Here is a 25,849-nt window from a genome sequence, read left to right as displayed (position 1 = left end):
ACGCGATCCGGCCGCGCCCTCAGGCCCGGGAAAAGACGGCCATGGATTCCACGTGCGCGGTGTGCGGGAACATGTCCATGATCCCGGCCCGTTCCAGCCGGTAGCCATGATGATGCACCAGACGTTCGGCGTCACGGGCCAGGGTCGCCGGGTTGCAGGACACGTACACCATGCGCTCGATCCGGCGCGGGCCAAGGGCCTCCACGGCGGCGGCCGCCCCGGTGCGCGGGGGATCGAGCAGGACCCGGTCCCAGTCCTCGTGCAGCCAGTCGGCCCGCGACAGGGCCTCGGCGTCGTCCAGATCCGCACGCGCGTACCGGGTATTGGTAATGCCCTGGGCGCGGGCACTGTCCGCCGCACGTGCCAGCATGGCCTCATCCACCTCGATACCGGTCACGCCGGCCGTCCGGGTGGCCAGCGGCAGGGTGAGGTTGCCCAGCCCGCAGAACAGATCCAGTACCCGGTGCCCCGGCTCCAGTTCCATGGCGGCCACTGCCTGGCGCACCATGGCACGGTTCACCTCGGGGTGGACCTGCACGAAATCCATGGGCGTGAAGCCCACCTCGACGCCGAAATCCGGGTGACGATAAACCAGCGGGGCATCCGGCCCCGCCAGATGGACCACAGTCTCCGGCCCGCCCGACTGCAGGAATACACTGATGTCTTCCTCGTCGGCCCAGGTCGCCAGCCGCGCCCGATCGGTGTCGGTCAGCGGATCGAGATGACGGAACACCAGCGCCACGCGGTCGTCATCATCCACACCGACCTCGATCTGGGGGATCCGGTCTCGCGCCTGCAGGCCGTCCAGCAGGTCCCGCAGCGCACGGATCCGGTGCCCCACCGCCGGATGCAGCACCTCGCAGTGATCCATCTCCGCAAGATAGGGACTGCCCCTTTCGCGGAAGCCGACCAGGGTCCCGCCCTTCTTCGGGACATGTTTGGCGCCGAGCCGCGCGGTACGCCGATAGCCCAGCGTCGCCCCGGTCAGCGGCTCGAACCGCGCCTCGGGCGTTACATGACCGATGCGTTCCAGCGCGTCGAAAAGGGCCTGTTCCTTGATCTCGCGCTGCAGGTCGATCGAGGCGTGCTGCAGCTTGCAGCCACCGCACAGACCGAAGAACGCGCAGGGCGGATCCACCCGGCCGGCAGCGGGCTCCAGCACCTCCACCACTTCGGCCATATCAAAACGGCGCTTGCGCCGGGTCTGCACCGCGCGCACCCGCTCGCCGGCCAGTGCCCCGTGCACGAAACAGGCCTTGCCGTCACGCCGGATCACCCCCTGGCCATCCAGGGTCACATCCTCAATCACGGCCTCGAACGGTGTGCGGTCGAACTTCTTGCCCATGCCGTCAGCCCCGCCAGGCTTCGAGAAATTCCAGGTGGTGCTCCGCCGGGCTGGCGGCCAGGTAATCCGCCAGCTGGTCCTGGCGGGACTTCAGCGCGTCGTCGGTCAGATGCCCGCGCATGTGCTCGAAGCGCAGCCACACTAGGTAGGTATTGAGCACGTCGTGCTCCACGTAATCGTGAATCTCGCCGGCCCGGCCGTCGCGCCAGGCCGGCCAGACCATGGATCCGTCCATGCCCAGCTTGCCGGGGTAACCCAGCAGACTGGCCATGGTGTCCAGCCCGGTGACCGCGCGGCCCTGAAAGCCGGCGAGCACGTCCATCAGGTCGACATGGCGCCAGTGGAAGCGCGACAGGTAATTGTTGTAGCGGAATTCGCGGTCGTCGTCGCCCTGCTCCCAGTACCGCGGCGCCTGCACGCCATTGACCAGCGCGCGGTAGTGCAGCACCGGCAGGTCGAAGCCGCTGCCGTTCCAGCTCACCAGGGTCGGGGTGCGCTGGTCGATCACGCCGAAGAACTGGCGCAGGAGCTCGGCTTCGTCCGGGGGGCGACCGTCCTCGCCGTCGCGCCCGAAGGCCGACAGCTTAAGCGCTTCCCCACCCTGGTACAGCACCCCGATGGAGACGATGCGGTGAAGCGGATGGCGCAGGAATTCCGAACCGGTCTGCGCGCGGCGCATCGCGAACATCGCATCCGCGACCTCCCGGTCGGTCAGGCCGTCAAAGTCGTGCAGCCGGCGCGCGCCCTCGATATCGGGCACCGTTTCCAGGTCAAAAACCAGTACGGGAGCGGACATGCCAGCCTCAGTCGGGGTAGACGCCGGTGGAAATGTAGCGATCGCCACGATCGCAGATAATGGCGACGAAGGTCCCGCCCTCGACCTCTGCGGCGAGCCTCAGGGTGGCCGCCACCGCGCCGCCGGACGACACCCCGGCAAAGATGCCTTCCTCCGCCGCCAGCCGGCGCATGGTGGTCTCCGCTTCCTCCTGGGTCACGTCCACGGTGCGATCCACCCGCGCGGCCTCGAAGATCGTCGGCAGATAGGCCTCGGGCCAGCGCCGGATCCCCGGTATGGAAGCCCCCTCCCCCGGCTGCACGCCGACGATCTCGATCTCCGGATTGCGCTCCTTCAGGTACCGCGAGACCCCCATGATGGTCCCGGTGGTGCCCATGGAAGACACGAAATGGCTGATCGTGCCCTCGGTGTCGCGCCAGATCTCCGGCCCTGTGCCCTGATAATGCGCATCGGGATTATCGGGATTGCCGAACTGGTTGAGCAGGAAGCCCTCTCCCGCGTCCGCCATGCCCTGAGCGAGATCACGCGCCCCTTCCATGCTTTCCTCGCGCGTGACCAGCTTGAGCTCGGCGCCATAGGCCTTCATCGACGCCCGCCGTTCGGCCGACATGTTGTCCGGCATGATCAGGATCATGCGATAGCCCTTGATCGCAGCCGCCATCGCCAGCGCGATACCGGTGTTGCCGGAGGTGGCCTCGATCAGCGTGTCGCCGGGACGGATGTCACCGCGCTGTTCCGCCGCCCGGATCATGTTCACCGCCGGGCGGTCCTTGACCGAACCGGCGGGGTTATTGCCCTCGAGCTTGACCAGCACGGTCGACGGCAGATCCGCGGCCAGACGCTGCAGGCGCACCAGCGGCGTGTTGCCGACGAAGTCCTCGAGGGTCGAAAAGGAATCGGGATGCAGTCGTTTCATGGCCGCAGAGTATAACGACTCGCGCAGGCTTTGCGGGTCCGTGGACACGATGAATGCGACGTGAACCCCGTCAACAAAAAGGCCCCGGAGCTCGGCTCCGGGGCCCGAATGGCGCGAACGCCCCGCCCGTTTACATGAACAGGCAGATGTCGGAATCACCGGCGAACTCGAAGAACGCCGCCGCCCCCGCGTATTCCACGCCATCAATGAAGTGACTGGTGTCCATTTCGAACAGATCCACCGTCATCTGGCAGGCGATCATCCGCACTTCGGCCTCCTGGCACAGATCGCGCAGATCCTCCAGATCAGAGACGCCCTTCGCCTTCATCTTCTTCTTCATCATCACGGTCATCATCTTCTGCATCCCCGGCAGGGCCTGCACAAGAACCGGCATGGGCATCGGCATCGGCATGCCCGGATTGCCCAGCGAGGTCACCTGAAGATCCAGCTTTTTCTCCAGCAGCTTCAGCCCGTAGAAAGTAAAGAAGATCTCGCATTCATAGCCCAGGGCCGCCGCGGTGGAGGCCAGGATGAACGGGGGATACCCCCAGTCCAGACTGCCCTTGGTCGCGATGATGGCCATTTTCTTCTGTTCGTCGCTCATTGAGTTTTCCTCCTGTTGTTATACATGGCGAAGCCGGGTAGCGCCCCCTGCACCACCCGGCTCCGAATGGCGTGATTCGCGGATACTTCAGTGTCCGGCGTTGTGACGCGCTCGTCGCCAGTCCCGAACCAGGGCGCAACCCGCGCAAACGCCCAGGGCGGCAAGACTGGCCCAGACGGAAATCGGCACCAGAATCATCGCCAGCCCAAACATGACCCACGCCAGTACGGTCATTGCTCTCCTCCTTCGGTGCAGCCGGCCCTGGGCCGTCCCGCGACCGCTTTGCTTTTTTTCGACAGCAGGCAGGCACCAACCAGGGCAGCCGGAAGCCTACCGCGTTCCGTTGCTCCCTGCATCACTGACCTCGGCCGAACCTTCCTGATTCGGTCCGGATTCCGGCGCCGGCCGCCGTTCGGCCGCCTCCGCCGGACGGTGGACGTCCGCCGCGGACGCCCGGCCACTGCCGGGATCCACGGGACGTGCGTCCACGAACTGATTGTTGAGCTTCTGGATATAGGCCTCTGCCTGATCGCGGAGACCATGCAGACGCGCCAGACGCCGCCGCCCGAGTCCGCGCGGCGAGCGCGCGAATAGCGAACGCATCGGACGGGTGCTCTTGAGGAAGGCCTCCTGCCAGTTCCCCGCCGCCGATTCCTTCGGCAGTTCGCGCGCGATTCGCCGCGCCAGCCAGCGCCGGTTGAAGAAATGGATCCCGCCCAGAGCCACCACCAGCAGGATCACGCCCGCCGAGGTCCAGACCGGGTTATCCAGCAGAGTTCCCCACACCCGCCCGTCGATCCACGGACGGATGCCGTCGGTCGCCTGATACCCGATCACCGCGAGCACCGCCACGAGCACCCCCATCATGCCCGCGTCGAACTGCAGCACCCGACGACGCCAGCGGTCGAGGCTGCGCTTGATCGCCGGCAGCACATCCATCTCGATGGACTCGGCAATCGCCTGCAATGCTCCAATAATGCGATAGGACCGCGACGAACTGATCTCCCGGATTTTCTTGTGGATCTCCTCGCGGTCGTGCGCGGATTTCTCCTCGTAGCGTTCCCGCACCTGCGGGTCCCCGATCTCCACCGCACCGCTTTCGTTGTAGATGCAGTAGAAACGCCCGGTTGCATTCCCCTGGCGCACCACCGCGCGCTGCCAGGCCGCGACGACTTCCTCGAGGTTGTCCTCGCGCCAGGTCGTGTCGATCTGGTTCAGGATAAAGACCAGCTTGGTGAAGTCGTTGCGCTCGGCCACCCGGTTGACCAGGTGTTCCAGAGTGTCGCGCATGGCGCCGGGTTCGGGGTGCCGTGCATCGAAGAACACCAGCACCAGATCCGACAGATCGATGATGTGGTCGGTCAGCTGCAGGATGGTGGTGCGTTGCTCGTCGGCATCGAAGCCGGGCGAGTCGATCAGGATGCGGCCCCGCAGCTGCTCCGCGCGCGCGGTCTTCATGGCCAGGAAATGATCCACCGTGCGCCCGCCACCATCGGTGATGCGTTCGATCTCGTCGGACACCCGATAGAACGGGAAGCGCGGATCACCGTCGAGCGCCAGGCCCGGGAGCTCCTGCACCCGTTCGCTGCCGCCATAGGAGATCACGGTGAACTTGTCGTCCACCGCCTGACTGCCGCTGCGCTGCACGGTTTCACCCACGAACTCGTTGATGAACGTGGACTTGCCCGAGGAAAAGGTCCCCAGGACCGAGATCATCGGCCACCAGGAAATGGTGAAGGCGTAGGACTCTTCTTCCGGATCCAGCAGGCCCGAGGCATATCCGACCCGATCCAGTTCCCGGAACGGATTGACCACGCCCTCGAGGACCGGGTTTTCCTCCGCCAGACGGTCACTCAGGAGCTTGAGCTGCTTGCGGACGCGGCTGCCAGGTCGATTGAACATTCCGATCTCCGTATTGGTTCGGGCCCGGGGCAGACCGCGCACACGACTAGCGCGGCGCCGACGGCGGACGGTATGGGCCGCCCGACCCCGGATAGGGACCGCCCTGCCCCGAGAGTGGGTTGAACATGTTCATCATACCCATGGGACCGCCCACATTGCGATTCAGGCTCCACATGTCACGCTGCATGCCGATCACGGACCCGGCCATCACCTCGGTATCCCGGGTCATCGACCCGATGTCCGTACTCATGCGGCCGGTGTCCTCGCTGATGGACGCAACGCTCTGCTCCATCTCGGCCGTGGACCCCGCAATATCCACCATGCGGCCCTCCATCGCCTCCATGTGGCGCACAATCGCCGACATGTCGCGGTCCACCACCCGGGTCATCGAGGAGATCTCCTCGGTCAGCTGTGACACGTCCCGGGTCAGGCTGGTGATCAACCAGAAACCGTACACCGCCAGCACAACGAATGCGACCAGGGAAGCATAGACGATCAGTTCGAGCCGCCGGGCCCGTCGTTGCGCATCGTCCGCCTCTTCCTTGACCTCGTAATACTGACTGTCGCCGTCAGCTGGCCTGTCTTTCGCACCCATCGTTCCTCCGGTCGGTGACTACAGCACACGTGATGTGGAGGGTGCCGCAAACCTCAGCGGAACCGTTCCAGGTGGTCCACCCCTTGCGGATGATGCCGGGCATAGATCGGACGCAGTGGGGCCATCATCGCCCGGCGTTCGCCCTCCGGAAGCTTCTCCAGCGCCCGGTCCCAGCTGCCCATGGCGGCTTCAACGTCGCCGGTGGCGTGTTGCAGATTGCCCAGTTCCCCGAGGATGTCCGCCCGTTCCCGGCTTTCGTACGCCTGCGTCTCCAGCCCGTCTTCGAGAATGTTCATCGCGGCTGCGGCGCCCTCGCGCCAGTACGTCTCCCGCGCTTCGGTCAGCAGCGCCTCGACCTCCACCGCCGGTTCCTCCGCGACTTCTTCCCGGGCGGCTTCTTCCCCGGCGGCTTCTTCCCTGGCGGCTTCTTCCCGGGCGGCTTCTTCCCGGGCGGCTTCTTCCCGGGCGGCTTCTTCCCGAGCGGCTTCCTGCCGAGCGGCTTCCTGCCGAGCAGCCTCTTCCCTGGCGGCTTCTTCGTCCCCGGCAGGGGGCTCTTCCTCGAGCACGACGCCGGAATCCGCGGGCGGATCTTCCGGTTCGGCCGGCGCCAGCCAGTCACGGGCGGACCAGGCGATCAGCCAGAGGACGATCACGATCAGCACCCAGTAGCGATTGATGAAACCGTGGCGCGGCTTGTCTTCACCTGATCCCATTTGTCACCTCGTTTCCTGGAGGGGATAGCCCCTTTTTATCCGAAAATCGCGCGGGCCAGTCGATCCAGCTCTTCCGCCGCCTTGCCGGATGGCTCCAGCTCGTTCACCGCCAGGCCCTCGCTGAATGACCGCCGAAAGGCCGTGCGCTGCTTCAGCCGAGGGTGCAGAAAACGGATACCTTCGATCTGCTGCAGGGCCTCCGCAGTCTCCTCGGTCTCGCGCACGAACTGGTGCGTGTCGGCGCGATTGATGAATACCTCGATGCCGGGGCCTGTGTCGCGATCGGTCCGACGCCCCTGGATCTCGCGCACGAAACGGTGAGTGGACCAGACGTCGGCCTGACTGGGCGGCACCGGGATCAGCACCCGGTCCGCGGCGGCGACCGCCTGCATCAGGGTGTCCATGGCGGAGGGCCCGACGTCCACCAGCCAGTGATCGAAATCCCCCTGCCGACCCAGCGCGACGTCGGCATCGGTCGTGGCGGGGAGCGCGGGGCTGTACCCCTCCTCCTGCCGCACTTCCAGGACATCGCCGAGAGTCCCCTGCGGATCCAGGTCCACGGCCTGCACGCGGTGCCCTTTCGCGAGCAGCCAGAGCGCGAGATTGAAAGCGACGGTGCTCTTGCCCGTTCCACCCTTCAGGTTGGCCACCACGGTCAGCATTGCGGCTCCCGGATCCATTGAATTCGAAAACGGGCTGCCCGGCGAACCGGGCAGCCGATCATGCACGGGCGAGCCCGTGCGAGCAGATCACTGCTCTTGCTGCTGCTGCGGCATGCCCTGCTGCGGCATGCCCTGCTGCGGCATTCCCTGCTGCGGGCCATAGCCGTACCCGGGGCCGTAACCGTAGCCCGGATGGCCATAGTAGCCGGGACCGTAGCCCTGACCACGACCATAGCCGTAGCCGTCACCACGCCCGTGACCGTAGCCGTGACCATGACCGCGACCGCGGGCGGAGAAATCGAAATCGCCCATCATGTCGCCCATCATGTCGCCCATGTTGTGACCGCGGCCGTAACCCGGACCGCCAAAGAACGGCATGCCACCGTAGCCGGGGCCATAGCCATAACCGGGACCGTAGGGAGCCCCGTAGCCCGGGCCGCCATACCCCGGGCCGCCCCACTGCGCGGAAGCCATCATCGGGGCAGCGGCCAGACCGGCCATGGATGCCGCAAGAACGGCTGCTTTCAGAAACTTGCTCATAGTGTTACCTCCTCCTCTCGGAGACATGCCCTCCCATTTCTGCCACCGATGCGCGGAGGGCGGTCACGCACCGGCCCCTGCCCGAAGGCAGGTGATTCAGGGCCCCGAAAAGGGTCCCCATGAACCCGGGCCGCCGAAGAACGGGAATCCATATCCTGACATGCCCGGTTCACTTGCCCCCGGCCCCCGGTGGCCGCCATACGGATACGGACCGGACCCGTAACCGTAGGGCGACATCCCGGGACCCGGGCGTGCTTCACCTGCGGGAACGCGCGAGCGGTCCTCGCGTCCCCGCCGCGCCGGATCGTAGTCCGGCGGAGGGAACGATCCGGCCGACCGGGGTTCGCCCCGGGAGAAGCCTCCCGGCTCTCCCGCATCGGCCGCGGATGGCGGTCCGGCATGCCACGGATTGTGACGTTCCCGGGCCTCGGCAGCCGCAGCGGCCACCATCACCCCGACCGTCACCAGGGCGACCAGCAGGGCGCTCCGCCCCCCCGTTGCTCCCCGCTGCATGCCGTCACCTCCGAACGCCATTCGCCTCGCTCCCATGCGTCACCCGGCGCTCAGTAGTTCCCCGAGTCGCGACGCTCTTCCATCTGCTCCATGCGCATCTCGCGCTGGCGTTCCATCTCCTCCATGTAGGCCTGGCGACCCTTCTTCATCGCCTCCATCCGGGCCTCGCGCATGGCTTCCATTTCCTCGATGCGTTCCTGCCGCTCGGCATGCATCTTCTCGATGCGCTCGCGCATCTCTTCCGGCATGTCCTCCGGCAGATCTTCCGGATCAAATTCCGGCATCTGGCCGTAGCCTCCGGGACCCTGCATGCCGGGACCATAACCGGGACCGTACGCGGGACCGTGCATCATGCCGGGGCCATGACCCTGCTGCGGACCATAGCCGGCACCATGGCCCGGGCCGTATCCATACCCCGGGCCGTAACCCTGACCGTAACCATGTCCCGGGCCGTAACCCTGACCGTAGCCCTGGCCATATCCCTGACCGCGGCCCTGGCCGTAGCCCTGCCCGTGGCTGCGCCCGGACATGCCGAAGCTGAAGTCACCGGAGGCATCGCGACGCTGCATCATCTCGCCGCCCTGATGCCCGCCCATGCCCTGTCCATACGGACCCGGCTGGCCCCAGGGACCGGGGACCGGGGCATGCTGGCCCATCGGCTGACCCTGAGCGCCCGGGTTCCCTTCTTCCGCCTGGGCCGCGCCCAGCACGGACATCGAGACCACTGCGGCGCCGGCCATGGCCAGACCGAGCATGCGTGCATTGAATCGCTTCTTCATCATTAACCTCCTTGAGGTTCTTTCAGTGATTGCTCATTTCAGCCGAATACCCCGGCGTCGGCGGCCACCCGACTGGCGTGCACCGGGGCCCGCCTCCGAGGAAGACGTTTCATTGCCATCTTCCCCCGAGTCCGACTTCTGTTCCGCCGTGGCGGAATCGTGATCCGGCGTCGCACTCGGCCCGGCGGAACGGGAAGCGCTGCCGGATTTCCGCGGCGCGTCCGTATCTCGCTCCTTCGGTTCATGCCCGTCGTCCGGCGCGGATTCGGCGTTCGCACCCGCATCCGCTTCACGGCCGGAGGGGCCGTCCGAGGCCCCCGACGCGGGGGGACCCGGCGCAGGACCGGACGACGGGGCTGGAGAAGGCCCGGAGTCCGAGCCGGAACCGCCGGATCCCGGGCCACCGCCCGGCCCCGGCCCCGGGCGCGCCCCGAAACGGCCGCGCAGAAGCTTCAACAAGGCGAGGAAAAGATCGCGCATGCCCTCGACGAAGGCGGCGGCCAGGCAGCGCAGATACAACCCGAGATACTGGACTGCGCGTGTGACCGGTCCGCCCTCGGCCGGGCCGAAGGGATTGTCGTCACGGCCGGTCCCGGCACTGCCACTCGTCGGGGTAGCACAGCCGGAGCCGTTGGTGCCGTCGCCGTCTTCCAGCGAGGCGGGACAGAACGCGCGCCGCCCGGAGATACAGCCCAGCGGGATAACGACCAGGGTCAGCAGCGTGGCCACGATGGTCCCGAACATCAGCGAGATCGCCATGCCCTGGAAAATGGGGTCGAACAGGATGACGCTGGAACCGGCGAGCAGCGCGAACGCGGTGATGATGATGGGCCGCGTGCGCGCCTGACAGGCGAGGATCATCGCCTCGCGGACGTCATGTCCCTGATCCACCGCCTGGCGACCGAAATCGACCAGCAATATGGAATTGCGCACGATGATCCCTGCGAGAGCGATGAACCCGATCATCGAGGTCGCGGTGAATTCGGCGTTGAACAGCCAGTGGCCCGGGATGATCCCGATCAGGGTCAGCGGGATCGGGGCCATGATGATGCCCGGCAGCACGAAGTTCCCGAACTCCCAGACCACAAGCATGTAGATGAGAATCAGGGCGATGGCGAACGCGATGCCCATGTCGCGGAAGGTCTCGTAGGTAACCGTCCATTCGCCGGCCCATTCGAACGCCGTGGAGCCGTCGTTCGGCGGCGGTCCCAGCCAGTGCGGCTGCACCCGACTGCCGTCGGGAAGCTCGTAATCGGCGAGTTGTTCCTGCACCTCGAGCATCCCGTAGACCGGCGCCGCCAGACGCCCCACCACTTCGCCGGTGACATACTCCACCGGCCGCAGGTTCTTGTGATAGATGGGTTCGTCCTGCGGGCGCTCGACGAAACGACCCAGCTCGCCCAGGCTGACTGTCCCGCCATGCTGCGAGGCCACCGGCAGCTGTTCCAGACGCCCGATATCGGAGCGCGTGGGGCGTGGCAGGCGCAGCTCGATCAGGTGCGGCTCCACCAGCGAACGCGCCTTGATGTCGCCCAGGACCCGGCCACCGATCGCGGTCTCCAGCGTCTGGTTCACGGTCTCCACGGTGACACCGCGGCGCAGGGCCTTGTCGCGGTCCACGTCGAAATGCCAGACGTCGTGCGGGGCCTGCAGGAAGCTGTCGACGTCCGCCACGTGCTCGGCCCCGCGGAACATTCCTTCCAGGTCGCGCGCGACCTGACGCCGGGTATCGGCATCCGGGCCATACACCTCGGCGACCACCGACTGCAGGACCGGGGGCCCCGGCGGCATCTCCACCACTTCGATGCGGGCGCCGGCTTCGCGGGCCAGCGGTGTCAGACGCTCACGGGCCTCGGTGGCGATCTCGTGGCTGGAGCGCGCACGATCGCCCTTGTCCACCAGCTGAACCTGTATGTCGCCCAGCCAGGGGTCCTGGCGCAGGTAGTAATGACGCACCAGACCATTGAAATTGAACGGCGCCGCAGTGCCGACATATGCCTGCAGCCCGGTCACTTCCTCGAACTCCCGCAGCTCGGACACCATCGCTTCGCTGAGCGAGGCGGTCTCGGTCAGCGCCGTGCCCTCGGGGAAATTGATCATCACCTGGAATTCGGGCTTGTTGTCCAGCGGCAGCATCTTCACCCGGACATCCGTGGTGTAGAACAGGCTGGCCATCAGGAAGAACACCACCACGATACCGGCCAGGAAGGCGTAGCCCCGGGCGGGATTGTCCGCCAGCCCGGGGATCACCCGGCGGAAGAACGTACCCAGCCGCTCGGCCTGCCGGTGTTCCTTTTCGGTGGCCTTTTCCAGATAGGCCATGCTCGGGCGCAGCCGCTGGGTCAGCCACGGGGTGAACACGAAGGCCGCGACCAGCGAGAACAGCATGGCGACCGACCCCAGAACCGGGATCGGCTGCATGTAGGGACCCATCATCCCGGACACGAAGCCCATGGGCAGCAGTGCAGCGATCACGGTAAAGGTCGCGAGGATCGTCGGGTTGCCCACCTCGCGTACCGCATCCACGTTGGTTTCGGCATCCAGGCCGCGCTTCATCAGCCAGCGGCGGTAGATGTTCTCCACCACGACGATGGCATCGTCCACGAGGATCCCGATCGCGAAGATCAGCGCGAACAGACTCACCCGGTCGATGGTGTAGTCGAGCAGCCACGCGCTGAACACGGTGAACAGGATCACAACCGGAATCACGATCAGCACCACCAGTGCCGCGCGCAGCCCCAGGAACAGCGCCACCAGCAGGGTCACCGCGAAGGTCGCGACAAACAGCTTGAAGATCAGCTCGTTGACCTTTTCGTTGGCCGTCTTGCCGTAGTCGCGCGAGATCTCGACGCCCACGTTGTCGGGGATGGCGGAGCCCTTCAGGCGCTCCAGGCGTTCGAGCACGCCATTGGCGACCGTGACCCCGTTACTGCCGGGCTTCTTGGCGATCGCGAGGGTCACGGCGGACGCACCTTCCGGTGCGCCATCGGGGGCCTCGGCGGCCGGGCCGGAATAGTGACGTACGAAGCGATCCACCTCCCCCGGGCCATAGCTCACGTCGGCCACGTCGCGCAGATAGATCGGGCGACCGTCCTCCACCGAGATCAGCAGGCGTTCGACATCCTCGGCACTGGTCAGGAACGAACCGGTGTGCACCGACATGTGCCGTCCACCCGCCTCGATCGCGCCCGCTCCGCGTTCCGAATTGGCCTGGCGCACCGCACCCGCGATCTGATCCAGGGTGACCCCGTAACCTTCCAGCCGTTCCGGCCGCACCTCGATGCGCAGTTTTTCCTCGCGGCCACTGACCACGAAGCTCTGCGCGGTGTCGGGTACCTCGTTGAGCTGCTGCTTCGCGTCCAGGGCGATCTGGCGCAGCATCGCGTCATCGACCTCGTGCGACCAGAAGGTCAGCGTGACCACCGGCACGTCATCCGCACCCTTGGGCTTCACCATCGGCTCGCTGACCCCCGGAGGCATCAGATCGCGGTTCGACATCAGCCGGTCGTGCACCTTGACCACCGAGGATTCCATTTCCTCGCCGACGTCGAACTGGACGGTAACCATCGCCTCGCCTCGCTGCGAGACCGAGTAGACGTTATCGACACCCGAGAGCTCGCTCATCAGGCGTTCCAGCGGCCGCGCGGCCAGACTGGCCACCTGCTCCGACGGTACGCCCGGATACTCCACCATGATGTCGACCATCGGGACCGAGATCTGCGGGTCTTCCTGGCGTGGCGTGACGATCAGGCCGAGGATGCCGATCGCGATGCTGGCCAGCAGCAGCAGCGGCGACAGCGGCGAATGGACGAATGCGCGGGCCATGCGCCCGGCGATGCCGGGATCGGTCGCGTGATCGCCGGGCCGTTCCTGGTTGCGAGGTTCCTGGTCGCTCATGTCTGGCGTGAACGTCCTGTCATTGTTCGATTTCGAAGCGCATCAATGGCGGCCGCCGGGGTGCCGCAGCACCCGCGCCCCGGGTTCCAGCCCCGAGGTCACGACCACGCCGCCATCACGCGACGCCCCCAGCCGGACCATGCGGATGCGCACCTCGTCATTGGCATCCAGCACGGCCACGCGCGGCAAGGCCCCGCCCGGGATGATCGCGCTCTCCGGGATCACCACCCGGTCTTCGCGCGTCACTTCGCCCGGCAGATGCACCTCGGCGTACATGCCCGGGCCGCCGCGGACCTCCTGCGGGAGATCGAATTTCACGGTTACGGTATGGCGCTGCGGGTCGGCCAGCGGGAAGATCCGCGAGACCCGCGCGCTGACTTCTTCCGCATGACCGTCGAGCGTCACCGGCACGATGTCGCCCACATCCAGCTGACGCACCAGGCGAACCGGCACGGCGGCCTCCACCCGCAGATAATCCAGGTGCCCGAAGGTGACCAGAGGATGCCCGGGCTGAACGGTATCGCCCTGTTCCACGTGCTTGTGCATGATCACCCCGTCAAACGGAGCGCGGGAACGGGTGTCCTCCAGCGCGACGTCGAGCTCCTCGACGCGGGCCCGGGCCTGTTCCCAGCGCGCTCGGGCCTGATCGACGCCGATGTGGCGGGAAAAGAGATCCGTGGTGCGGTCCAGGGTCGGATCACCGAATCCCATGAACTGCCCCATGTTGCGCGTGAACATCTGATCGAACATCGACGGCATGCCCATGCCCGGCATCTGCCCGATGTCCTGCGAGCGCGGGGAAATGACCTCGCGGTCGTACTGCATGCGTGCTTCGCGGATCGCCGCCTCGGTGGTACGCATCTCGGCGAGCGCCGCCTGGCGTTGAGCCTGCAGGCGATCGTCGGAGATCGCGACCAGCTCTTCTTCCGCCTCGAAGCGATCGCCCTCGACCCCTTCGACCGCGATCACCCGGCCACCCGACTGCGCCCGCAGGGTCACCTCACTGAACGGGATCACCGTGCCGCTGACGGTATGGCGCTCCGCGGCGAGCGGCTGCGCAACATGGACCCCGGTGTTGTCCGGACTGGTGGTTCCCGGACTCTGGGCCGGCGTCCAGGCAGTCTGCGCACCGGCCGTGCCAACCACGGTGACCATGCACAGCATAAGGCTGGCCGTTCGCATGAGCGTCATTCGCACCTCCCCCCGACAGCGTGCCTGTTCCGTTGGTCTTGTTTCGTTGTAGAGAAAAGCACGCCCCGATACAAGCAATAGAAATGCCAATATTAGAATATTATTGAATTTCAGATATTTGTCCTCGTGAAAAAACACCGCGCACTCAGGGTGTTGCAACACGCGCCACCCGGAAATTCGAATATAAGCATCTGTTACTGCGAAATTTTTTTGTTGCAACAGCGGTGGCGGCGTTGCAACGCCGCTGCCATACTCCCGGTGAGTTTCCCGGAGGGGAAGGCCATGAAAATGAATCGTGGGGAGGGTCTGCCGGACGCGTTCCGTTCGGCCGATCCGGACTGCCATCACCAGATGGTCTTCGCCCGCCGGGCGGCGGGCAGCGACATTCGCATGCTGCTGCTGGGCGAGTCGGGAACCGGCAAGACCCGCCTGGCCCGGGGCATCCATGAATGGAGCCCGCGGGCCGCCGGACCCTTCGTCGAAGTCAACTGCGCGGCCATCCCCGACGAGCTGCTGGAATCGGAGCTGTTCGGCCATGTGCGCGGGGCCTTTTCCGGCGCGGTGAGCGATCGCGAGGGTCGTTTCGAATCCGCCCACGGCGGCACCCTGTTCCTCGACGAGATCGGTGAACTGCCGCTGCGTCTGCAGGCCAAGCTGCTGCGCGCGGTGCAGGATGGCCAGTTCGAACGCGTGGGCGAGAACACCACGCGGCAGGTGGACGTACGCATCCTTTCCGCCTCCAATCAGGACCTCCAGGCCCGCGTGGATGCGGGACAGTTCCGCGCCGATCTGTTCTACCGCCTGGCTGTCGCCACGGTGGAGCTGCCGCCCCTGCGGACCCGGCCGCGTGACCTGGCCGCCACCCTCGACCGCTTCGTCGAGGAACACGCGCTGCAGCTGGCGCCGGCGTTAAGGCGCAAACTGGAAGCCCACCCCTGGCCCGGCAATTTCCGCGAGCTGGAGAACGTGTTCGCCTGCCTCCAGCTGCACGCGGTCAACGGTCGCGTGGAGGATTTTCCCCTGCCCGAAGGCCGGCCTCCCGGGACCGTTTCACCACCGGCGGAGGCTGCCGCCCCGGCTACGGCTTTTCCGGAAGGGGCTCCCACGGACACGGCCCCGCAGGTATCCCCGAGGGAGTCCGAAGAGGCGCGGCGCCTGCGCCAGGCCCTTGCCGCCCATAATGGCAACCGCTCGCGGGCCGCCCGCAGTCTCGGGATCGACCGCACGACCCTGTGGCGCAAGCTGCATCGCTATAACCTCGCCTGAAAGACCATCCGAACGCCTGCGGTCCTCGGGCCGCCGATGGTAGGATTGGCCACATCAGGAGACACTGATACCGGTCTCCCGTGGACGGGAACTTCAACCGGTGCACCGTCTCCAAGGCCCGGGCGTCAGGCCCGTGCCCCATCCAGCCCAGGACCCGAGCGAGAACTGCATGTCCCGTGTCATGCCGCGAGTCGGCCGTGCCCTCATCCCCGTACTGATCCTCGCGCTCAGCGTGGCGGGATTCATGATCCTGCGCGCTACCGGTCCCGAGGCGCCCGCACCCGCGGGTGAGGAACGTTCCTGGCCAGTACGGGGGTTCGTCGCCGAACCGGGCACCCATCGGCCTTCCGTCATGCTCTACGGACGCAGCGCATCGGCCAGTGATGCGACCCTGCGGGCCGCCGTTCAGGGGGACGTGGGAACGGTTTCCGCCCGCACCGGACAGCATGTGGAGCAAGGCGACCTCCTGGTCCGGATCGACCCGGCCGACGCCCGCCTCGCCCTGCGCCAGGCCGAAGCGGAGGTGCGTGAACTTGAGGGGGCCCTCGAGAGCGAGGAACTCCGGGCGCGTTACGACCGCGAGGCCCTGATCCGCGAACGTGAAATGCGGGACATCGCCCGACGCGGCCTCGACCGGGCCCGCAACCTGCGTGAGCGGGACATGGGCTCCGACAGAGATGTCGACGATGCCCGCGAACGTCTCGAACAGGCCGAACTTACAGTACAGAACCGGGAAGAAGCGATCGCGGATGCCCCCATGCGCATCGCCGGCGCCGAGGCGCGGCTGGATCGCGCCCGGGCCGCGGTCGAACAGGCCGAACTGGACCTGGAACGCACCGAGATCCGCGCCCCGTTCGATGCCCGCGTGACCGCCGTCCGGACCTCGCCGGGCGAACGCGCCCGGGTGGGCGACGAACTGGTGCGCCTGTTCGACGTGGACGACGTGGAGATCCGGGCCGGACTTCCCGTGTCGCTGGAGCCGCGGCTGGAGGCGCTGCTGGCGGAGGGGAGAACGCTGGAAGCCTCGGCCCGCAACGGCGGCCGCGAGATCACCAGCGAACTGGTCCGCATCGAAGGCGAAACCCGGCCTGGCGCCAGCGCTTCGCACGGCGTGTTTGCGATCCGCGAAGGCGGGCGCTCGCTGGGTCTGAACCGCTTCCTTGAACTGGACCTGCGCCTGCCCGAGGAAGACGACAGCCTGGCCGTTCCGTTCGAGGCCCTGTACGGGCGCGACACCATGTTCCGCGTAATCGACGGCCGCCTGCAGTCCCTGAAGGTTGAACGTCTGGGCGAATACCGCAGCGAGGCCGGGGACACCCTGGCGCTGGTCCGCAATCCGGACCTGTCGGCCGGCGACGTCCTGATCGCCACCCGCCTGCCCAATGCGGTGGATGGCCTGCGCGTGGAGGTCGAGGACCGCGAGGACCTGCCCACCGCGGCCGAAGCCGTGCGCGAAGGCGACCCGGACCTCCAGCCGCAGGACGCCGGCGATGAGTGAAACCAGCGCACCCATGCCGGGCGGCGCCCCGGCCGGGGGCGATGCGGAGGGCGCGGCCGGTCGCGGTCCGATCCGGCTGTTCCTGGAACACCGGCTGGCCGCCAACCTGCTGATCGCGCTGATGCTGCTGGCGGGCGCCTATGCCCTGAACCAGCTGAACTCGCAGTTCTTCCCCGATTTTGATCTCGACATCATCACGGTCCAGGTCGTGTGGTCGGGCGCTGCCGCCGAAGACGTGGAACAGTCGATCACCGACCCGCTGGAGCAGGACCTGCGCACGGTCGACGACCTGCGCGAAATGACCTCCACCTCCGCGCTGGGGGTGGCGACCATCACCCTGGAGTTCGAACCCGGCGCAGACATGTCGCACGCGCTGGAACAGGTCAACGACCGGGTCGATCAGCAGCGCAACCTGCCGGCGGATGCCGAGACCCCGATCGTCAATCAGGTGATCAACTACGAACCGGTCTCGCGCCTGCTGATCACCGGCCCCGACGACCCGGAACAGCTGCGGACCCTGGCCCGGCAATACGAACGCGAGCTGCTGGACGCCGGCATCGCGCGGGTCGAATTCACCGGCCTCACGGAAGACGAGATGGCCATCCAGGTGCCGGCCTTCAATCTCTACCGCCTGGACATGACCCTGGCCGACATCGGCGCCGCGATCGCCGGCATGAGCCGCGACATGCCCGCCGGCTCCGTCGGCCGCGACGACACCGCCCGACAGCTGCGCAGCCTGGAGCAGGCCCGCGACATCGTGTCCTTCGAACGCCTGGTGCTGCAGGGCGACCCCGAACGCGGTCGGGTGCTGCTGGGCGACATCGCCGACATCGACCTGCGCCCCCGGGACGGCGAGGTGCGTGTCCGCTCGCAGGGTACGCGGGCCATCGAGATGCAGCTGATGCGCAGCGAGACCGGCGACGCCCTGGAATCCGCGCGCATCCTCGAACAGTGGCTGGAGCGCACCCGGCCCGCCCTGCCCCCGGGTGTCCAGTTGCAGGAGACCGATGCCTTCTGGGAGCTGCTGTCCGAGCGCATCACCCTGCTGCTGAAAAACGGTGCCGGGGGACTCCTGCTGGTGCTCGGGATCCTGTTCCTGTTCCTGAACCGCCACATCGCCCTGCGCGTCGCCCTCGGCATCCCGATCGCCTTCACCGCCGCATTCGTGGTGCTGTGGCTGGTGGGTGGCTCGATCAACATGATGTCGCTGTTCGGCTTCATCATGTCGCTGGGGATCATCGTCGACAACGCCATCGTCGTCTCCGAGCACGCCTACAGCCTGCATCAGAGGGGCCTGTCGGCCAGTCGGGCGGCACGTCAGGGTGCTCAGCGGATGGTCGGTCCGGTCGTCGCCGCGTCACTGACCACCGTCGCGGCCTTCATGCCACTGATGCTGATCGGCGGGATCATCGGCAATATCCTGTTCGACATCCCGCTGGTGGTGATCTGCGTGATCGTGGCCACCCTGCTGATCGCCTTCCTGATCCTTCCGGCCCATCTCAAGGGCGTGATGGATCGCCTCGAGGAACCGCCGGCCGGCAGCCTGCGGGCGCGCTTCGACCGGGGTTTCGAAAACCTGCGCAACGGCCCGTTCCGCCGTGCCGTCACGCACGCCGTGGACCACTCCGGGGTCACCCTCGCCCTGGCGGTGGGCGCGGTGATCCTGGCCATCGGCCTGGCGGCATCCGGACGCATCGGCTTCACCTTCTTCCCCTCGCCCGAGGGCACGGTCGTCAACGCGGGCGTGAACTTCGTGGCCGGCACCCCGCCGGAACGGGTCGAAGAGTTCCTCATCCACGTCGAACAGGCGCTGGAGGAAACCGACGAGGAACTCGGCGGCGGCCTGGTGCGTGCCTCGGTGACCCGGCTCGGACGCGGCATCGACCCCGGCGACGGCAACGCCCCGCAGGGCGACCAGTTCGGCAACATCCAGGTCGAGCTGATCTCGCCGGAGGCCCGCGAGGTGCGCAACCGGGCGTTCATCCAGGCATGGCGGGACAACGTCCGCGAGGCCCCCGGCATCGAGACCTTTTCTATTGACGAGCGTCAGGCCGGCCCGCCCGGGCGCGATCTCGAAGTGCGTCTGACCGGCGATGACCCGCATATCCTCAAGGACGCGGCACTGGACGTGGCCGATCTGTTCGACGAGTTCCCGGGCACCTTCGCCACCCAGGACGACACCCCGTTCGGCCGCGAGCAGCTGACCTTCCGCATCCTGCCGGAAGGCCGCGCCCTCGGACTGACCACGGAGCAGCTCGGCGCGCAGCTGCGCGACGCCTACGACGGCCATCTGGCGCAGATCTATCAGGATGGCCTGGAGGAGGTCGAGGTGCGCGTGCGTCTGCCCGACGACGAACGCCACGCGACGGAAAGCCTGGACCGCCTGCAGATCCGCCTGCCGGATGGCGAGCTGACCCCGCTGGAGAACGTGGCGGAACTCGCATCCCGTCCCGGCTTCGAGACCCTGCGGCATGCCGATACCCGCCTCGCGATCGAGGTATCCACCGAAGTCGACCGCTCGGTAAACAATGCCGCGCGCATCCGCGCCGCGCTGGAAGACGGTCCGCTGGACGCGGTCGCCGAGCGCCACGGCGTGGACTGGTCCTTCGAAGGCCGGGCGGCGGATCAGGAGGAGACGTTTGCCGACATGCGCACGGGCCTGGTGCTGGCGCTGGGCCTGATGTACATCATCCTCGCCTGGGTCTTCGCCTCCTGGGGCTGGCCGCTGATCGTGATGGCCATCATCCCGTTCGGCATCCTCGGGGCCCTGCTGGGCCACTGGATCCTCGGGGTGGAGCTGACCGTGCTGTCGATGTTCGGCCTGTTCGGCCTGACCGGGATCGTGGTCAACAACTCCATCATCCTGGTCAGCTTCTACCAGGGATTGCGGGAGAGCGGTCTGGCCCTGCGCGAGGCGATCATCGAGGCCTCCTGCCAGCGCCTGCGCGCGGTCATCCTGACCTCGGTCACCACCATCGCGGGCCTCACCCCGCTGCTGTTCGAGCGCTCGGTGCAGGCGCAGTTCCTGATCCCGATGGCGATCTCGATCGTGTTCGGGCTGGCAGTGGCCACGGTGCTGGTACTGTTCGTGATCCCGGCGCTGCTGCGCCTGTACGAGGGGGCATTCGATCGCGGCGCCACGTCCACCCACCACGCGAGCTGACCGCAGCCCCGCGGAAGGGGGGGCACGGGGCGGCGGGGCGCGTCGGGGTCAGGCGTCGCCGCCGCGCCGACGCAGGCGGATGGGGGCGTAGGGTTCGCTCTGCCCCCACTCCACCAGCCCCGCCTTGGCCAGCTCGAGGATGGCGAGGAACGACACCACCACGCCCTGGCGGCCCTCGGCCCGTTCCAGCAGGCCGACGAAGTCGGTGAAGGTCTCGCTGTCCAGCTCGTGCAGCAGCCGGGTCATGCGCTCGCGCACCGACAGCTGTTCGGTGGCCACGTGGTGGTGGGCGTTCAGGCTGGCACGCCGCATCACCCCGGCGAGCGCATCCATCAGGGCATCCAGCGACGGCGCCGGGGGCGGCGGGCCTTCCAGTGCGTCGGTCGCGGCGCCGGCGGCGAAGAAATCCCGCTCCATGCGCGGCAGTGCGTCCAGGCGTTCGGCCGCGGTCTTGAACTGCTCGTATTCCTGCAGCTGCCGAATCAGGGCCATGCGCGGATCACCGGCGTCTTCCTCGCCCGACTCCGCCGGGCGTGGCAGCAGCATGCGCGACTTGATCTCGGCCAGCAGTGCCGCCATCACCAGGTATTCGCCCGCCAGCTCCAGGCGCAGGGCACGCATCACCTCGATGTAGGCCATGTACTGGCGCGTGATCTCGGCGATGGGGATCGCCAGGATGTCGAGGTTCTGCCGGCGGATCAGGTACAGCAGCAGGTCCAGTGGCCCCTCGAAGGAATCGAGGAACACTTCCAGTGCATCCGGAGGGATGTACAGGTCCTCGGGCAGCTCCGCGACCGGTTCGCCGTGAACACGCCAGACGTGCTCGCCCTCCCCGGCGGCGGCCGGATCAACGGGGTCGACGGTGGCGTCTTCGGCATGTTCGCTCACCGGTTCTACCGCAGGTAGTCCAGCCCCATCGCGCGGCGGACCTCCTCCAGGGTCTCGCGCGCCTCTTCGCGGGCGGCCTCCGAGCCCTCGACCATGATCGAGCGCACCAGCCCGGGATCACTGGCGTATTCGCGGGCGCGCTGCTGAATCGGTTCCAGTTCCTCCTGGATGGCCGCGATCAGGGGCTTCTTGCAGTCCAGACAGCCGATCCCGGCGGTGGTGCAGCCCTCGTAGAGCTCGCCCCGCTTTTCCTCGCCGGTGTAGACCTGATGCAGCTCCCACACCGGGCATTTTTCCGGCGTCCCCGGATCGGTGCGGCGCACCCGCGCCGGATCGGTGGGCATGGTCCGGATCTGGCTCTCCACCTCCTGCGGCTCGGACCGCAGGCTAATGGTGTTGCCATAGCTCTTGGACATCTTGCGCCCGTCCAGCCCGGGCATCTTCGCGGTGGGCGTCAGCTTCGGATGCGGCTCGGGCAGGATGATCTTGCCCCCGCCCTCGAGGTAGCCGAACAGCCGCTCGCGGTCTTTCAGCGAGATGTTCTGCTGGGATTCCAGCATCGCCCGGGCGACCTCCAGGGCCTCGTCCTCGCCCTGCTCCTGGAAGCGCTTGCGCAGATCGCGGTAGCGTTTGGCTGCCTTCTTGCCCATCTTGTCCACGGCCTGCTCGGCCTTTTCGGCAAACCCGGGTTCGCGCCCGTACAGATGGTTGAAGCGCCGCGCCAGCTCGCGCGTGACCTCCAGGTGCGAGACCTGGTCCTCGCCCACCGGCACCATGCCGGCGCGATAGGCCAGCACGTCGGCGCTCTGCAGCACCGGATAGCCGAGGAAACCGTAGGTCGCCAGGTCCTTCTCGCGCAGCTGTTCCTGCTGGTCCTTCCACGTCGGCACCCGCTCCAGCCAGCCCAGCGGGGTGATCATGGACAGCAGCAGATGCAGCTCGGCATGTTCCGGCACGCGCGACTGCACGAACAGGGTGGCCGATCCCGGACTCACCCCCGCGGCCAGCCAGTCGATCACCATCTCGGTCACGTATTGCTGCAGGTCGCCCGGGTCCTCGTAGTGCGTGGTCAGCGCATGCCAGTCGGCAACGAAGAAAAAGCACTCGTAGTTGTGCTGCAGCTCGATCCAGTTCTTCAGGACCCCGTGATAATGCCCGAGGTGCAGGCGCCCGGTGGGCCGCATCCCCGAGATGACACGCTGGTTCGTCCCCTGATTGGTGGTCACGGTCGCGATCCTTCCTGATGGTTGACTGATGAGACTGAGGTGGTCGGTGTCAGAACATGCCGCCGGCGGCGGCGAACAGCAGGCCCAGGGCGCTGGCCGTACGATCCCGGTCGTTGACGTGGATGCGGCCGTCCCGCATCGCCAGAGTCCCGCTCAGGATCTCGCCGTCGCGTTCCAGCCAGGCATCCGCCTCGGCCGCAGCCAGCACCCGGCCGAACGGCTCCGGGTCGGTCAGCCCGGCCAGCGACTCCGGCCATTGCAGCCCGACCGCGGCCTGCATGTCCAGCGCGATCGCCTCCACCGGGCGCATGCGGAAGCCTTCAGGCGTACCGGAAAAGACCAGGTTGCCCTCCAGCTCCAGCCGCTGCTCCGGCTCGTCGTTCATGATCGCCCCGAGCGTCACCGCCGGGCTGCGCTCCAGCGACTGGCTCACGGCATCGATCATCGCGGCATGGGTGAGATCGCGGCGTTGCTCGGCCTCCTGGCGCCGGTGCGCCGGGTCACGCAGGGTTCCGGCGAGCTGCTCCATGGCTGCGCGGTCCCAGCGCTCCAGCCCCAGTTGCAGATCCATCGGCCCGCTCTGGCGCACGAGACGCTGCGTGCTCCGCGTCACCGTCATCCGGTCGACCTCCAGACGCGCGCGGGCGTCCAGCCGGTCGCCATGGGTGCTCTGGAATGCATTGATCCGGGCACGCTCCAGAAGCAGACTGCCCTCGCATCCCGGACCCGTCCATTCCATCCGGTCGGCCGCCACGCCGCCTTCATAATCCGGAAGCACGCCATAGACCCCGTCGGCGTCGGGCTCCAGCGCCAGGACCTGCCGCAGTCCCTCGAACACCAGGGTTCCGTCCGCCTGATCGAGTCGCAGACGCGGGATCGACAGACTCGCCATCGCCTGCTCGTCCGACCAGGCGAACTGCCCCAGGGCGTCCTCGAACTCCAGCCACAGCGGGCCCTCCGCGTCCCGGCGCGGTGCCACTGCCGGCCATTGCGCAACATCCAGGCGCGCATCCTGCACGCGCAGGCGGGTCGTGACGCCGCCGCCCAGGCCGGTCCGGCTCTCCGCCTCCGGGGCAAGACGCTGCAGGATCGCGGCCAGGCCGTCATGCTCCGCGAGGGCGTCGTCGAGGGCCGCATGATCCAGGCGGGTGACGATCCTTGCGCCCAGCACCCCGTGCTGCACCTCGTGCACCACCGGGAGCTCGTAAGCGTCCTCGCCCCGACGCAGGTGCAGTGTTCCTTCCGCACGCGCCTCGCGATAGCCCCGCTCGTAGCGAACGGGCTCGTGGCGCAGCTCCAGACCGCCCGCCTGCAGCTCCATGCGGGCGTCGAGGGTGTCTTCCACCTGTCCCCCGACGTACCAGGGCCACGCCGCACCAATGGCGACCACCAGAGCGGCCAGGATGATCCATTTACGCATGGCTATTCTTCCAGAAAGGCCACGTCCCCGAGGCCCTGTCGTACCACTTCCACGCCGTCACCGGTCAGGTCCAGCACCGTGGTGGCCTCCAGCGTCCCTGCTCCTCCGTCCAGGATCGCGTCCACCGCATGCGCAAGACGCTCTTCGATCTCCCACACCTCGGTCAGCGGGGTCTCGTCCCCCGGCAGCTGCAGGGTGGCGGACATCAGCGGCGTACCGAGTTCCGCCAGCAGCGCGGACACGATGGGGCTGTCCGGCACCCGCAGTCCGATCGTCCGGCGCCTGGGATGCTGCAGCCGCCGCGGGACTTCGCGGGTGGCGGGGAGAATGAAGGTGTAGGGCCCCGGAGTTCGGTTCTTCATCAGCCGAAAGGCACTGTTGTCCACCTTGGCGTACACCCCCAGTTCGGACAGGTCACGGCACAGCAGGGTGAGATGATGGGTCTCGTCCACCTCGCGGATGCGGCGGATGCGATCGGCGCCGGTCTTGTCACCGGGCAGGCATGCGAGCGCATAGCAGGCATCGGTGGGCACGGCGATCACCGCACCTTCCTGCAGCCGGTCGCAGACCTGGCGGATCAGCCGTGGCTGGGGATTCTCGGGGTGGATCGCGAACGTACTCATGGGGGAACCGCAGATCGGACAAAGCGCGCAGTGTAGCGCAACTGTGACCCGACCATCACGCCGCACCCGCCCGTGACGTTACAATGTCCGCCTGTCCCCCGACACGGAATGCCGATGCTCTACATGATCCAGGGCCACGATGCCCCCGATTCGCTGGACGCCCGCCTGGCGGCGCGTCCGGAACACCTGGAACGCCTGCAGGCCCTGCGCGATACCGGACGCCTGGTGCTGGCCGGGCCGTGCCCCGCGATCGACAGCCCCGATCCGGGGCCGGCCGGCTTCAGCGCCAGCCTGATCGTCGCCGAATTCCCGTCTCTGGAAGCGGCCCGCGAATGGGCCGATGCCGATCCTTATGTCCGGGCCGGGGTGTATGCCTCGGTGGATGTCCGCCCCTTCAAGCAGGTGTTCTGAATGGCCGCATCAACGTTTCCACTGTCCGCACCCCGCGGCCTGCTCGCGGCCGCGATCCTGGCCGCCGTCACCTCTCTTGCCGCCTGCGGCAACGATGGTCCGGCTGACGAACGCAATGGCCACGAAACCGATGCCGCCACGACGACCGAAGACGCCGAAATCCTCGCGCGCATCGATGGCGAACCGATCACCCGGGCCGATGTTTTTACCTATTCCGGCCTGGACGACGACCCCGGGCTGGCCGGCGATGATGGCGTGATCGACGAACTGATCAGCCTGCGGCTGCTGCGTCAGGAAGCCGAGCGGCGTGGCCTGCACGAGGAAGAAGAAACGCGCCGGATCCTCGAGATGGTCCGCACCAACTTCCTCGCCTCCGAGATGATGGAGCGCCTGACGGCCGAGCTGGAACTCACCGACGACGACCTGCGCGCCGAATACGAGCGGCAGGTGGAGCAGATGGCCGCCGAGGAGTACCGCGCCCGCCACATCCTGGTCGAGAGCGAGGAAACCGCCCGGGACCTGCTGGCCGAACTCGAGGACGGGGTGTCGTTTGCCGAGCTGGCGGAAGCGCATTCAACCGACCCCGGCTCCGCCCAACGCGGAGGTGACCTGGGCTGGTTCGAAGCCGGCCGCATGGTGCCGGCCTTCAGCGATGCCGTGCAGCGCCTGGAACCCGGCGAGACGACGACGGATCCGGTGGAAAGCCGCTTCGGCTGGCACCTGATCCGGCTGGAAGAGACGCGCCCGGTCGACCCGCCGCCCATGGAAGACGTGCGGGCCGAACTGATCGAGATCCTGGAAAGCCGCGCGATCCAGGAAGAGATCGAACGCCTGCGCGAAGCCGCCCGGATCGAGATCCCCGAACGCCCGGCGAACTGACCCTGCCCGCGGGGCCGGAATC

General features: G+C 67.3%; 21 protein-coding genes. 5 read left to right on the top strand and 16 right to left on the bottom strand.

Features of this window, described 5'->3' with window-relative positions:
* Positions 1-19 precede the first annotated feature (19 nt).
* The 12 genes from rlmD to D577_RS0101735 form a co-directional block, all read right to left on the bottom strand.
* Positions 20-1,345 (bottom strand): 23S rRNA (uracil(1939)-C(5))-methyltransferase RlmD, encoded by a 1,326-nt coding sequence (rlmD, locus tag D577_RS0101795; protein WP_018945888.1) that lies wholly within the window; start codon positions 1,343-1,345, stop codon positions 20-22.
* A gap of 4 nt (positions 1,346-1,349) precedes the next feature.
* The gene (locus D577_RS0101790; RefSeq protein ID WP_018945887.1) at positions 1,350-2,141 is read right to left on the bottom strand and encodes a 3'-5' exonuclease; all 792 of its coding nucleotides are present in this window, start codon (positions 2,139-2,141) and stop codon (positions 1,350-1,352) included.
* Between the two features lie 7 nt (positions 2,142-2,148).
* Positions 2,149-3,057, bottom strand: coding sequence for a cysteine synthase CysM (cysM, locus tag D577_RS0101785; protein WP_018945886.1), 909 nt, complete (start codon positions 3,055-3,057; stop codon positions 2,149-2,151).
* Positions 3,058-3,187: 130 nt separating this feature from the next.
* Positions 3,188-3,661 carry a DsrE/DsrF/DrsH-like family protein gene (locus D577_RS0101780; protein ID WP_018945885.1) on the bottom strand — a complete coding sequence of 158 codons (474 nt, stop codon included), beginning with the start codon at positions 3,659-3,661 and terminating at the stop codon, positions 3,188-3,190.
* A 330-nt stretch (positions 3,662-3,991) separates the two neighbouring features.
* Positions 3,992-5,563, bottom strand: a complete 1,572-nt coding sequence (locus D577_RS0101770; protein ID WP_018945884.1) for a dynamin family protein — start codon at positions 5,561-5,563, stop codon at positions 3,992-3,994.
* Positions 5,564-5,609: 46 nt separating this feature from the next.
* Positions 5,610-6,158 carry a hypothetical protein gene (locus D577_RS0101765; protein ID WP_018869584.1) on the bottom strand — a complete coding sequence of 183 codons (549 nt, stop codon included), beginning with the start codon at positions 6,156-6,158 and terminating at the stop codon, positions 5,610-5,612.
* A 53-nt stretch (positions 6,159-6,211) separates the two neighbouring features.
* Positions 6,212-6,871, bottom strand: a complete 660-nt coding sequence (locus D577_RS0101760) for a hypothetical protein (RefSeq protein ID WP_018945883.1) — start codon at positions 6,869-6,871, stop codon at positions 6,212-6,214.
* 35 nt (positions 6,872-6,906) lie between these two features.
* A complete protein-coding gene (locus D577_RS0101755) occupies positions 6,907-7,533 on the bottom strand; it encodes a ParA family protein (protein WP_018945882.1) in 627 nt (208 codons plus the stop codon).
* An 87-nt stretch (positions 7,534-7,620) separates the two neighbouring features.
* Positions 7,621-8,073 carry a sulfur globule family protein gene (locus D577_RS0101750; protein ID WP_018945881.1) on the bottom strand — a complete coding sequence of 151 codons (453 nt, stop codon included), beginning with the start codon at positions 8,071-8,073 and terminating at the stop codon, positions 7,621-7,623.
* A 563-nt stretch (positions 8,074-8,636) separates the two neighbouring features.
* Positions 8,637-9,365 (bottom strand): hypothetical protein, encoded by a 729-nt coding sequence (locus D577_RS0101745; RefSeq protein ID WP_018945880.1) that lies wholly within the window; start codon positions 9,363-9,365, stop codon positions 8,637-8,639.
* A 33-nt stretch (positions 9,366-9,398) separates the two neighbouring features.
* Positions 9,399-13,262: an efflux RND transporter permease subunit gene (locus tag D577_RS0101740; RefSeq protein ID WP_018945879.1), complete on the bottom strand. Its 3,864-nt coding sequence runs from the start codon at positions 13,260-13,262 to the stop codon at positions 9,399-9,401.
* Between the two features lie 42 nt (positions 13,263-13,304).
* Complete coding sequence (locus D577_RS0101735) at positions 13,305-14,453, bottom strand: efflux RND transporter periplasmic adaptor subunit (RefSeq protein ID WP_026288854.1); 1,149 nt, start codon at positions 14,451-14,453, stop codon at positions 13,305-13,307.
* 282 nt (positions 14,454-14,735) lie between these two features.
* Between D577_RS0101735 and D577_RS0101730 the strand changes: the two genes are divergently transcribed.
* From D577_RS0101730 to D577_RS0101720, 3 genes are all read left to right on the top strand, one after another.
* Positions 14,736-15,719, top strand: a complete 984-nt coding sequence (locus D577_RS0101730) for a sigma-54-dependent Fis family transcriptional regulator (RefSeq protein ID WP_026288853.1) — start codon at positions 14,736-14,738, stop codon at positions 15,717-15,719.
* Between the two features lie 181 nt (positions 15,720-15,900).
* A complete protein-coding gene (locus tag D577_RS0101725) occupies positions 15,901-17,217 on the top strand; it encodes an efflux RND transporter periplasmic adaptor subunit (RefSeq protein ID WP_026288852.1) in 1,317 nt (438 codons plus the stop codon).
* The gene (locus D577_RS0101720) at positions 17,210-20,380 is read left to right on the top strand and encodes an efflux RND transporter permease subunit (RefSeq protein WP_026288851.1); all 3,171 of its coding nucleotides are present in this window, start codon (positions 17,210-17,212) and stop codon (positions 20,378-20,380) included. The genes D577_RS0101725 and D577_RS0101720 overlap by 8 nt, the downstream gene beginning before the upstream one ends.
* Before the next feature lie 48 nt (positions 20,381-20,428).
* Here the strand turns inward: D577_RS0101720 and D577_RS0101715 are convergent, their stop codons facing one another.
* From D577_RS0101715 to D577_RS0101700, 4 genes are read right to left on the bottom strand one after another with little or no spacing between them, the layout of a single operon-like run.
* Complete coding sequence (locus tag D577_RS0101715) at positions 20,429-21,268, bottom strand: ScpA family protein (RefSeq protein WP_018945874.1); 840 nt, start codon at positions 21,266-21,268, stop codon at positions 20,429-20,431.
* A 5-nt stretch (positions 21,269-21,273) separates the two neighbouring features.
* Positions 21,274-22,494, bottom strand: a complete 1,221-nt coding sequence (locus tag D577_RS0101710; RefSeq protein ID WP_018945873.1) for a tryptophan--tRNA ligase — start codon at positions 22,492-22,494, stop codon at positions 21,274-21,276.
* Positions 22,495-22,543: 49 nt separating this feature from the next.
* Positions 22,544-23,914, bottom strand: a complete 1,371-nt coding sequence (locus D577_RS0101705) for a DUF945 family protein (RefSeq protein ID WP_018945872.1) — start codon at positions 23,912-23,914, stop codon at positions 22,544-22,546.
* A gap of 2 nt (positions 23,915-23,916) precedes the next feature.
* A complete protein-coding gene (locus tag D577_RS0101700; protein ID WP_018945871.1) occupies positions 23,917-24,537 on the bottom strand; it encodes an L-threonylcarbamoyladenylate synthase in 621 nt (206 codons plus the stop codon).
* 114 nt (positions 24,538-24,651) lie between these two features.
* Here D577_RS0101700 and D577_RS0101695 point away from each other — a divergent pair, with 114 nt between their 5' ends.
* Both D577_RS0101695 and D577_RS0101690 read left to right on the top strand, forming a co-directional pair.
* Complete coding sequence (locus tag D577_RS0101695) at positions 24,652-24,948, top strand: YciI family protein (protein WP_018945870.1); 297 nt, start codon at positions 24,652-24,654, stop codon at positions 24,946-24,948.
* Positions 24,949-25,827, top strand: coding sequence for a peptidylprolyl isomerase (locus D577_RS0101690; RefSeq protein ID WP_018945869.1), 879 nt, complete (start codon positions 24,949-24,951; stop codon positions 25,825-25,827). It begins immediately after the preceding gene.
* Positions 25,828-25,849: the final 22 nt, after the last annotated feature.

Origin of the sequence: Thioalkalivibrio sp. AKL17, from assembly GCF_000377885.1 — a bacterium.
GTDB lineage: Bacteria > Pseudomonadota > Gammaproteobacteria > Ectothiorhodospirales > Ectothiorhodospiraceae > Thioalkalivibrio > Thioalkalivibrio halophilus.
The sequence above is the reverse complement of the archived record's forward strand: the minus strand, read 5'-3'. Positions and strand labels throughout refer to the sequence as shown.

Excerpts from the sequence above, each read along its gene's own strand:
- rlmD (WP_018945888.1), bottom strand. The coding sequence starts at position 1,345 with ATGGGCAAGAAGTTCGACCGCACACCGTTCGAGGCCGTGATTGAGGAT.
- D577_RS0101790 (WP_018945887.1), bottom strand. The coding sequence starts at position 2,141 with ATGTCCGCTCCCGTACTGGTTTTTGACCTGGAAACGGTGCCCGATATC.
- cysM (WP_018945886.1), bottom strand. The coding sequence starts at position 3,057 with ATGAAACGACTGCATCCCGATTCCTTTTCGACCCTCGAGGACTTCGTC.
- D577_RS0101780 (WP_018945885.1), bottom strand. The coding sequence starts at position 3,661 with ATGAGCGACGAACAGAAGAAAATGGCCATCATCGCGACCAAGGGCAGT.
- D577_RS0101770 (WP_018945884.1), bottom strand. The coding sequence starts at position 5,563 with ATGTTCAATCGACCTGGCAGCCGCGTCCGCAAGCAGCTCAAGCTCCTG.
- D577_RS0101765 (WP_018869584.1), bottom strand. The coding sequence starts at position 6,158 with ATGGGTGCGAAAGACAGGCCAGCTGACGGCGACAGTCAGTATTACGAG.
- D577_RS0101760 (WP_018945883.1), bottom strand. The coding sequence starts at position 6,871 with ATGGGATCAGGTGAAGACAAGCCGCGCCACGGTTTCATCAATCGCTAC.
- D577_RS0101755 (WP_018945882.1), bottom strand. The coding sequence starts at position 7,533 with ATGCTGACCGTGGTGGCCAACCTGAAGGGTGGAACGGGCAAGAGCACC.
- D577_RS0101750 (WP_018945881.1), bottom strand. The coding sequence starts at position 8,073 with ATGAGCAAGTTTCTGAAAGCAGCCGTTCTTGCGGCATCCATGGCCGGT.
- D577_RS0101745 (WP_018945880.1), bottom strand. The coding sequence starts at position 9,365 with ATGAAGAAGCGATTCAATGCACGCATGCTCGGTCTGGCCATGGCCGGC.
- D577_RS0101740 (WP_018945879.1), bottom strand. The coding sequence starts at position 13,262 with ATGAGCGACCAGGAACCTCGCAACCAGGAACGGCCCGGCGATCACGCG.
- D577_RS0101735 (WP_026288854.1), bottom strand. The coding sequence starts at position 14,453 with ATGACGCTCATGCGAACGGCCAGCCTTATGCTGTGCATGGTCACCGTG.
- D577_RS0101730 (WP_026288853.1), top strand. The coding sequence starts at position 14,736 with ATGAAAATGAATCGTGGGGAGGGTCTGCCGGACGCGTTCCGTTCGGCC.
- D577_RS0101725 (WP_026288852.1), top strand. The coding sequence starts at position 15,901 with ATGCCGCGAGTCGGCCGTGCCCTCATCCCCGTACTGATCCTCGCGCTC.
- D577_RS0101720 (WP_026288851.1), top strand. The coding sequence starts at position 17,210 with ATGAGTGAAACCAGCGCACCCATGCCGGGCGGCGCCCCGGCCGGGGGC.
- D577_RS0101705 (WP_018945872.1), bottom strand. The coding sequence starts at position 23,914 with ATGCGTAAATGGATCATCCTGGCCGCTCTGGTGGTCGCCATTGGTGCG.
- D577_RS0101700 (WP_018945871.1), bottom strand. The coding sequence starts at position 24,537 with ATGAGTACGTTCGCGATCCACCCCGAGAATCCCCAGCCACGGCTGATC.
- D577_RS0101695 (WP_018945870.1), top strand. The coding sequence starts at position 24,652 with ATGCTCTACATGATCCAGGGCCACGATGCCCCCGATTCGCTGGACGCC.
- D577_RS0101690 (WP_018945869.1), top strand. The coding sequence starts at position 24,949 with ATGGCCGCATCAACGTTTCCACTGTCCGCACCCCGCGGCCTGCTCGCG.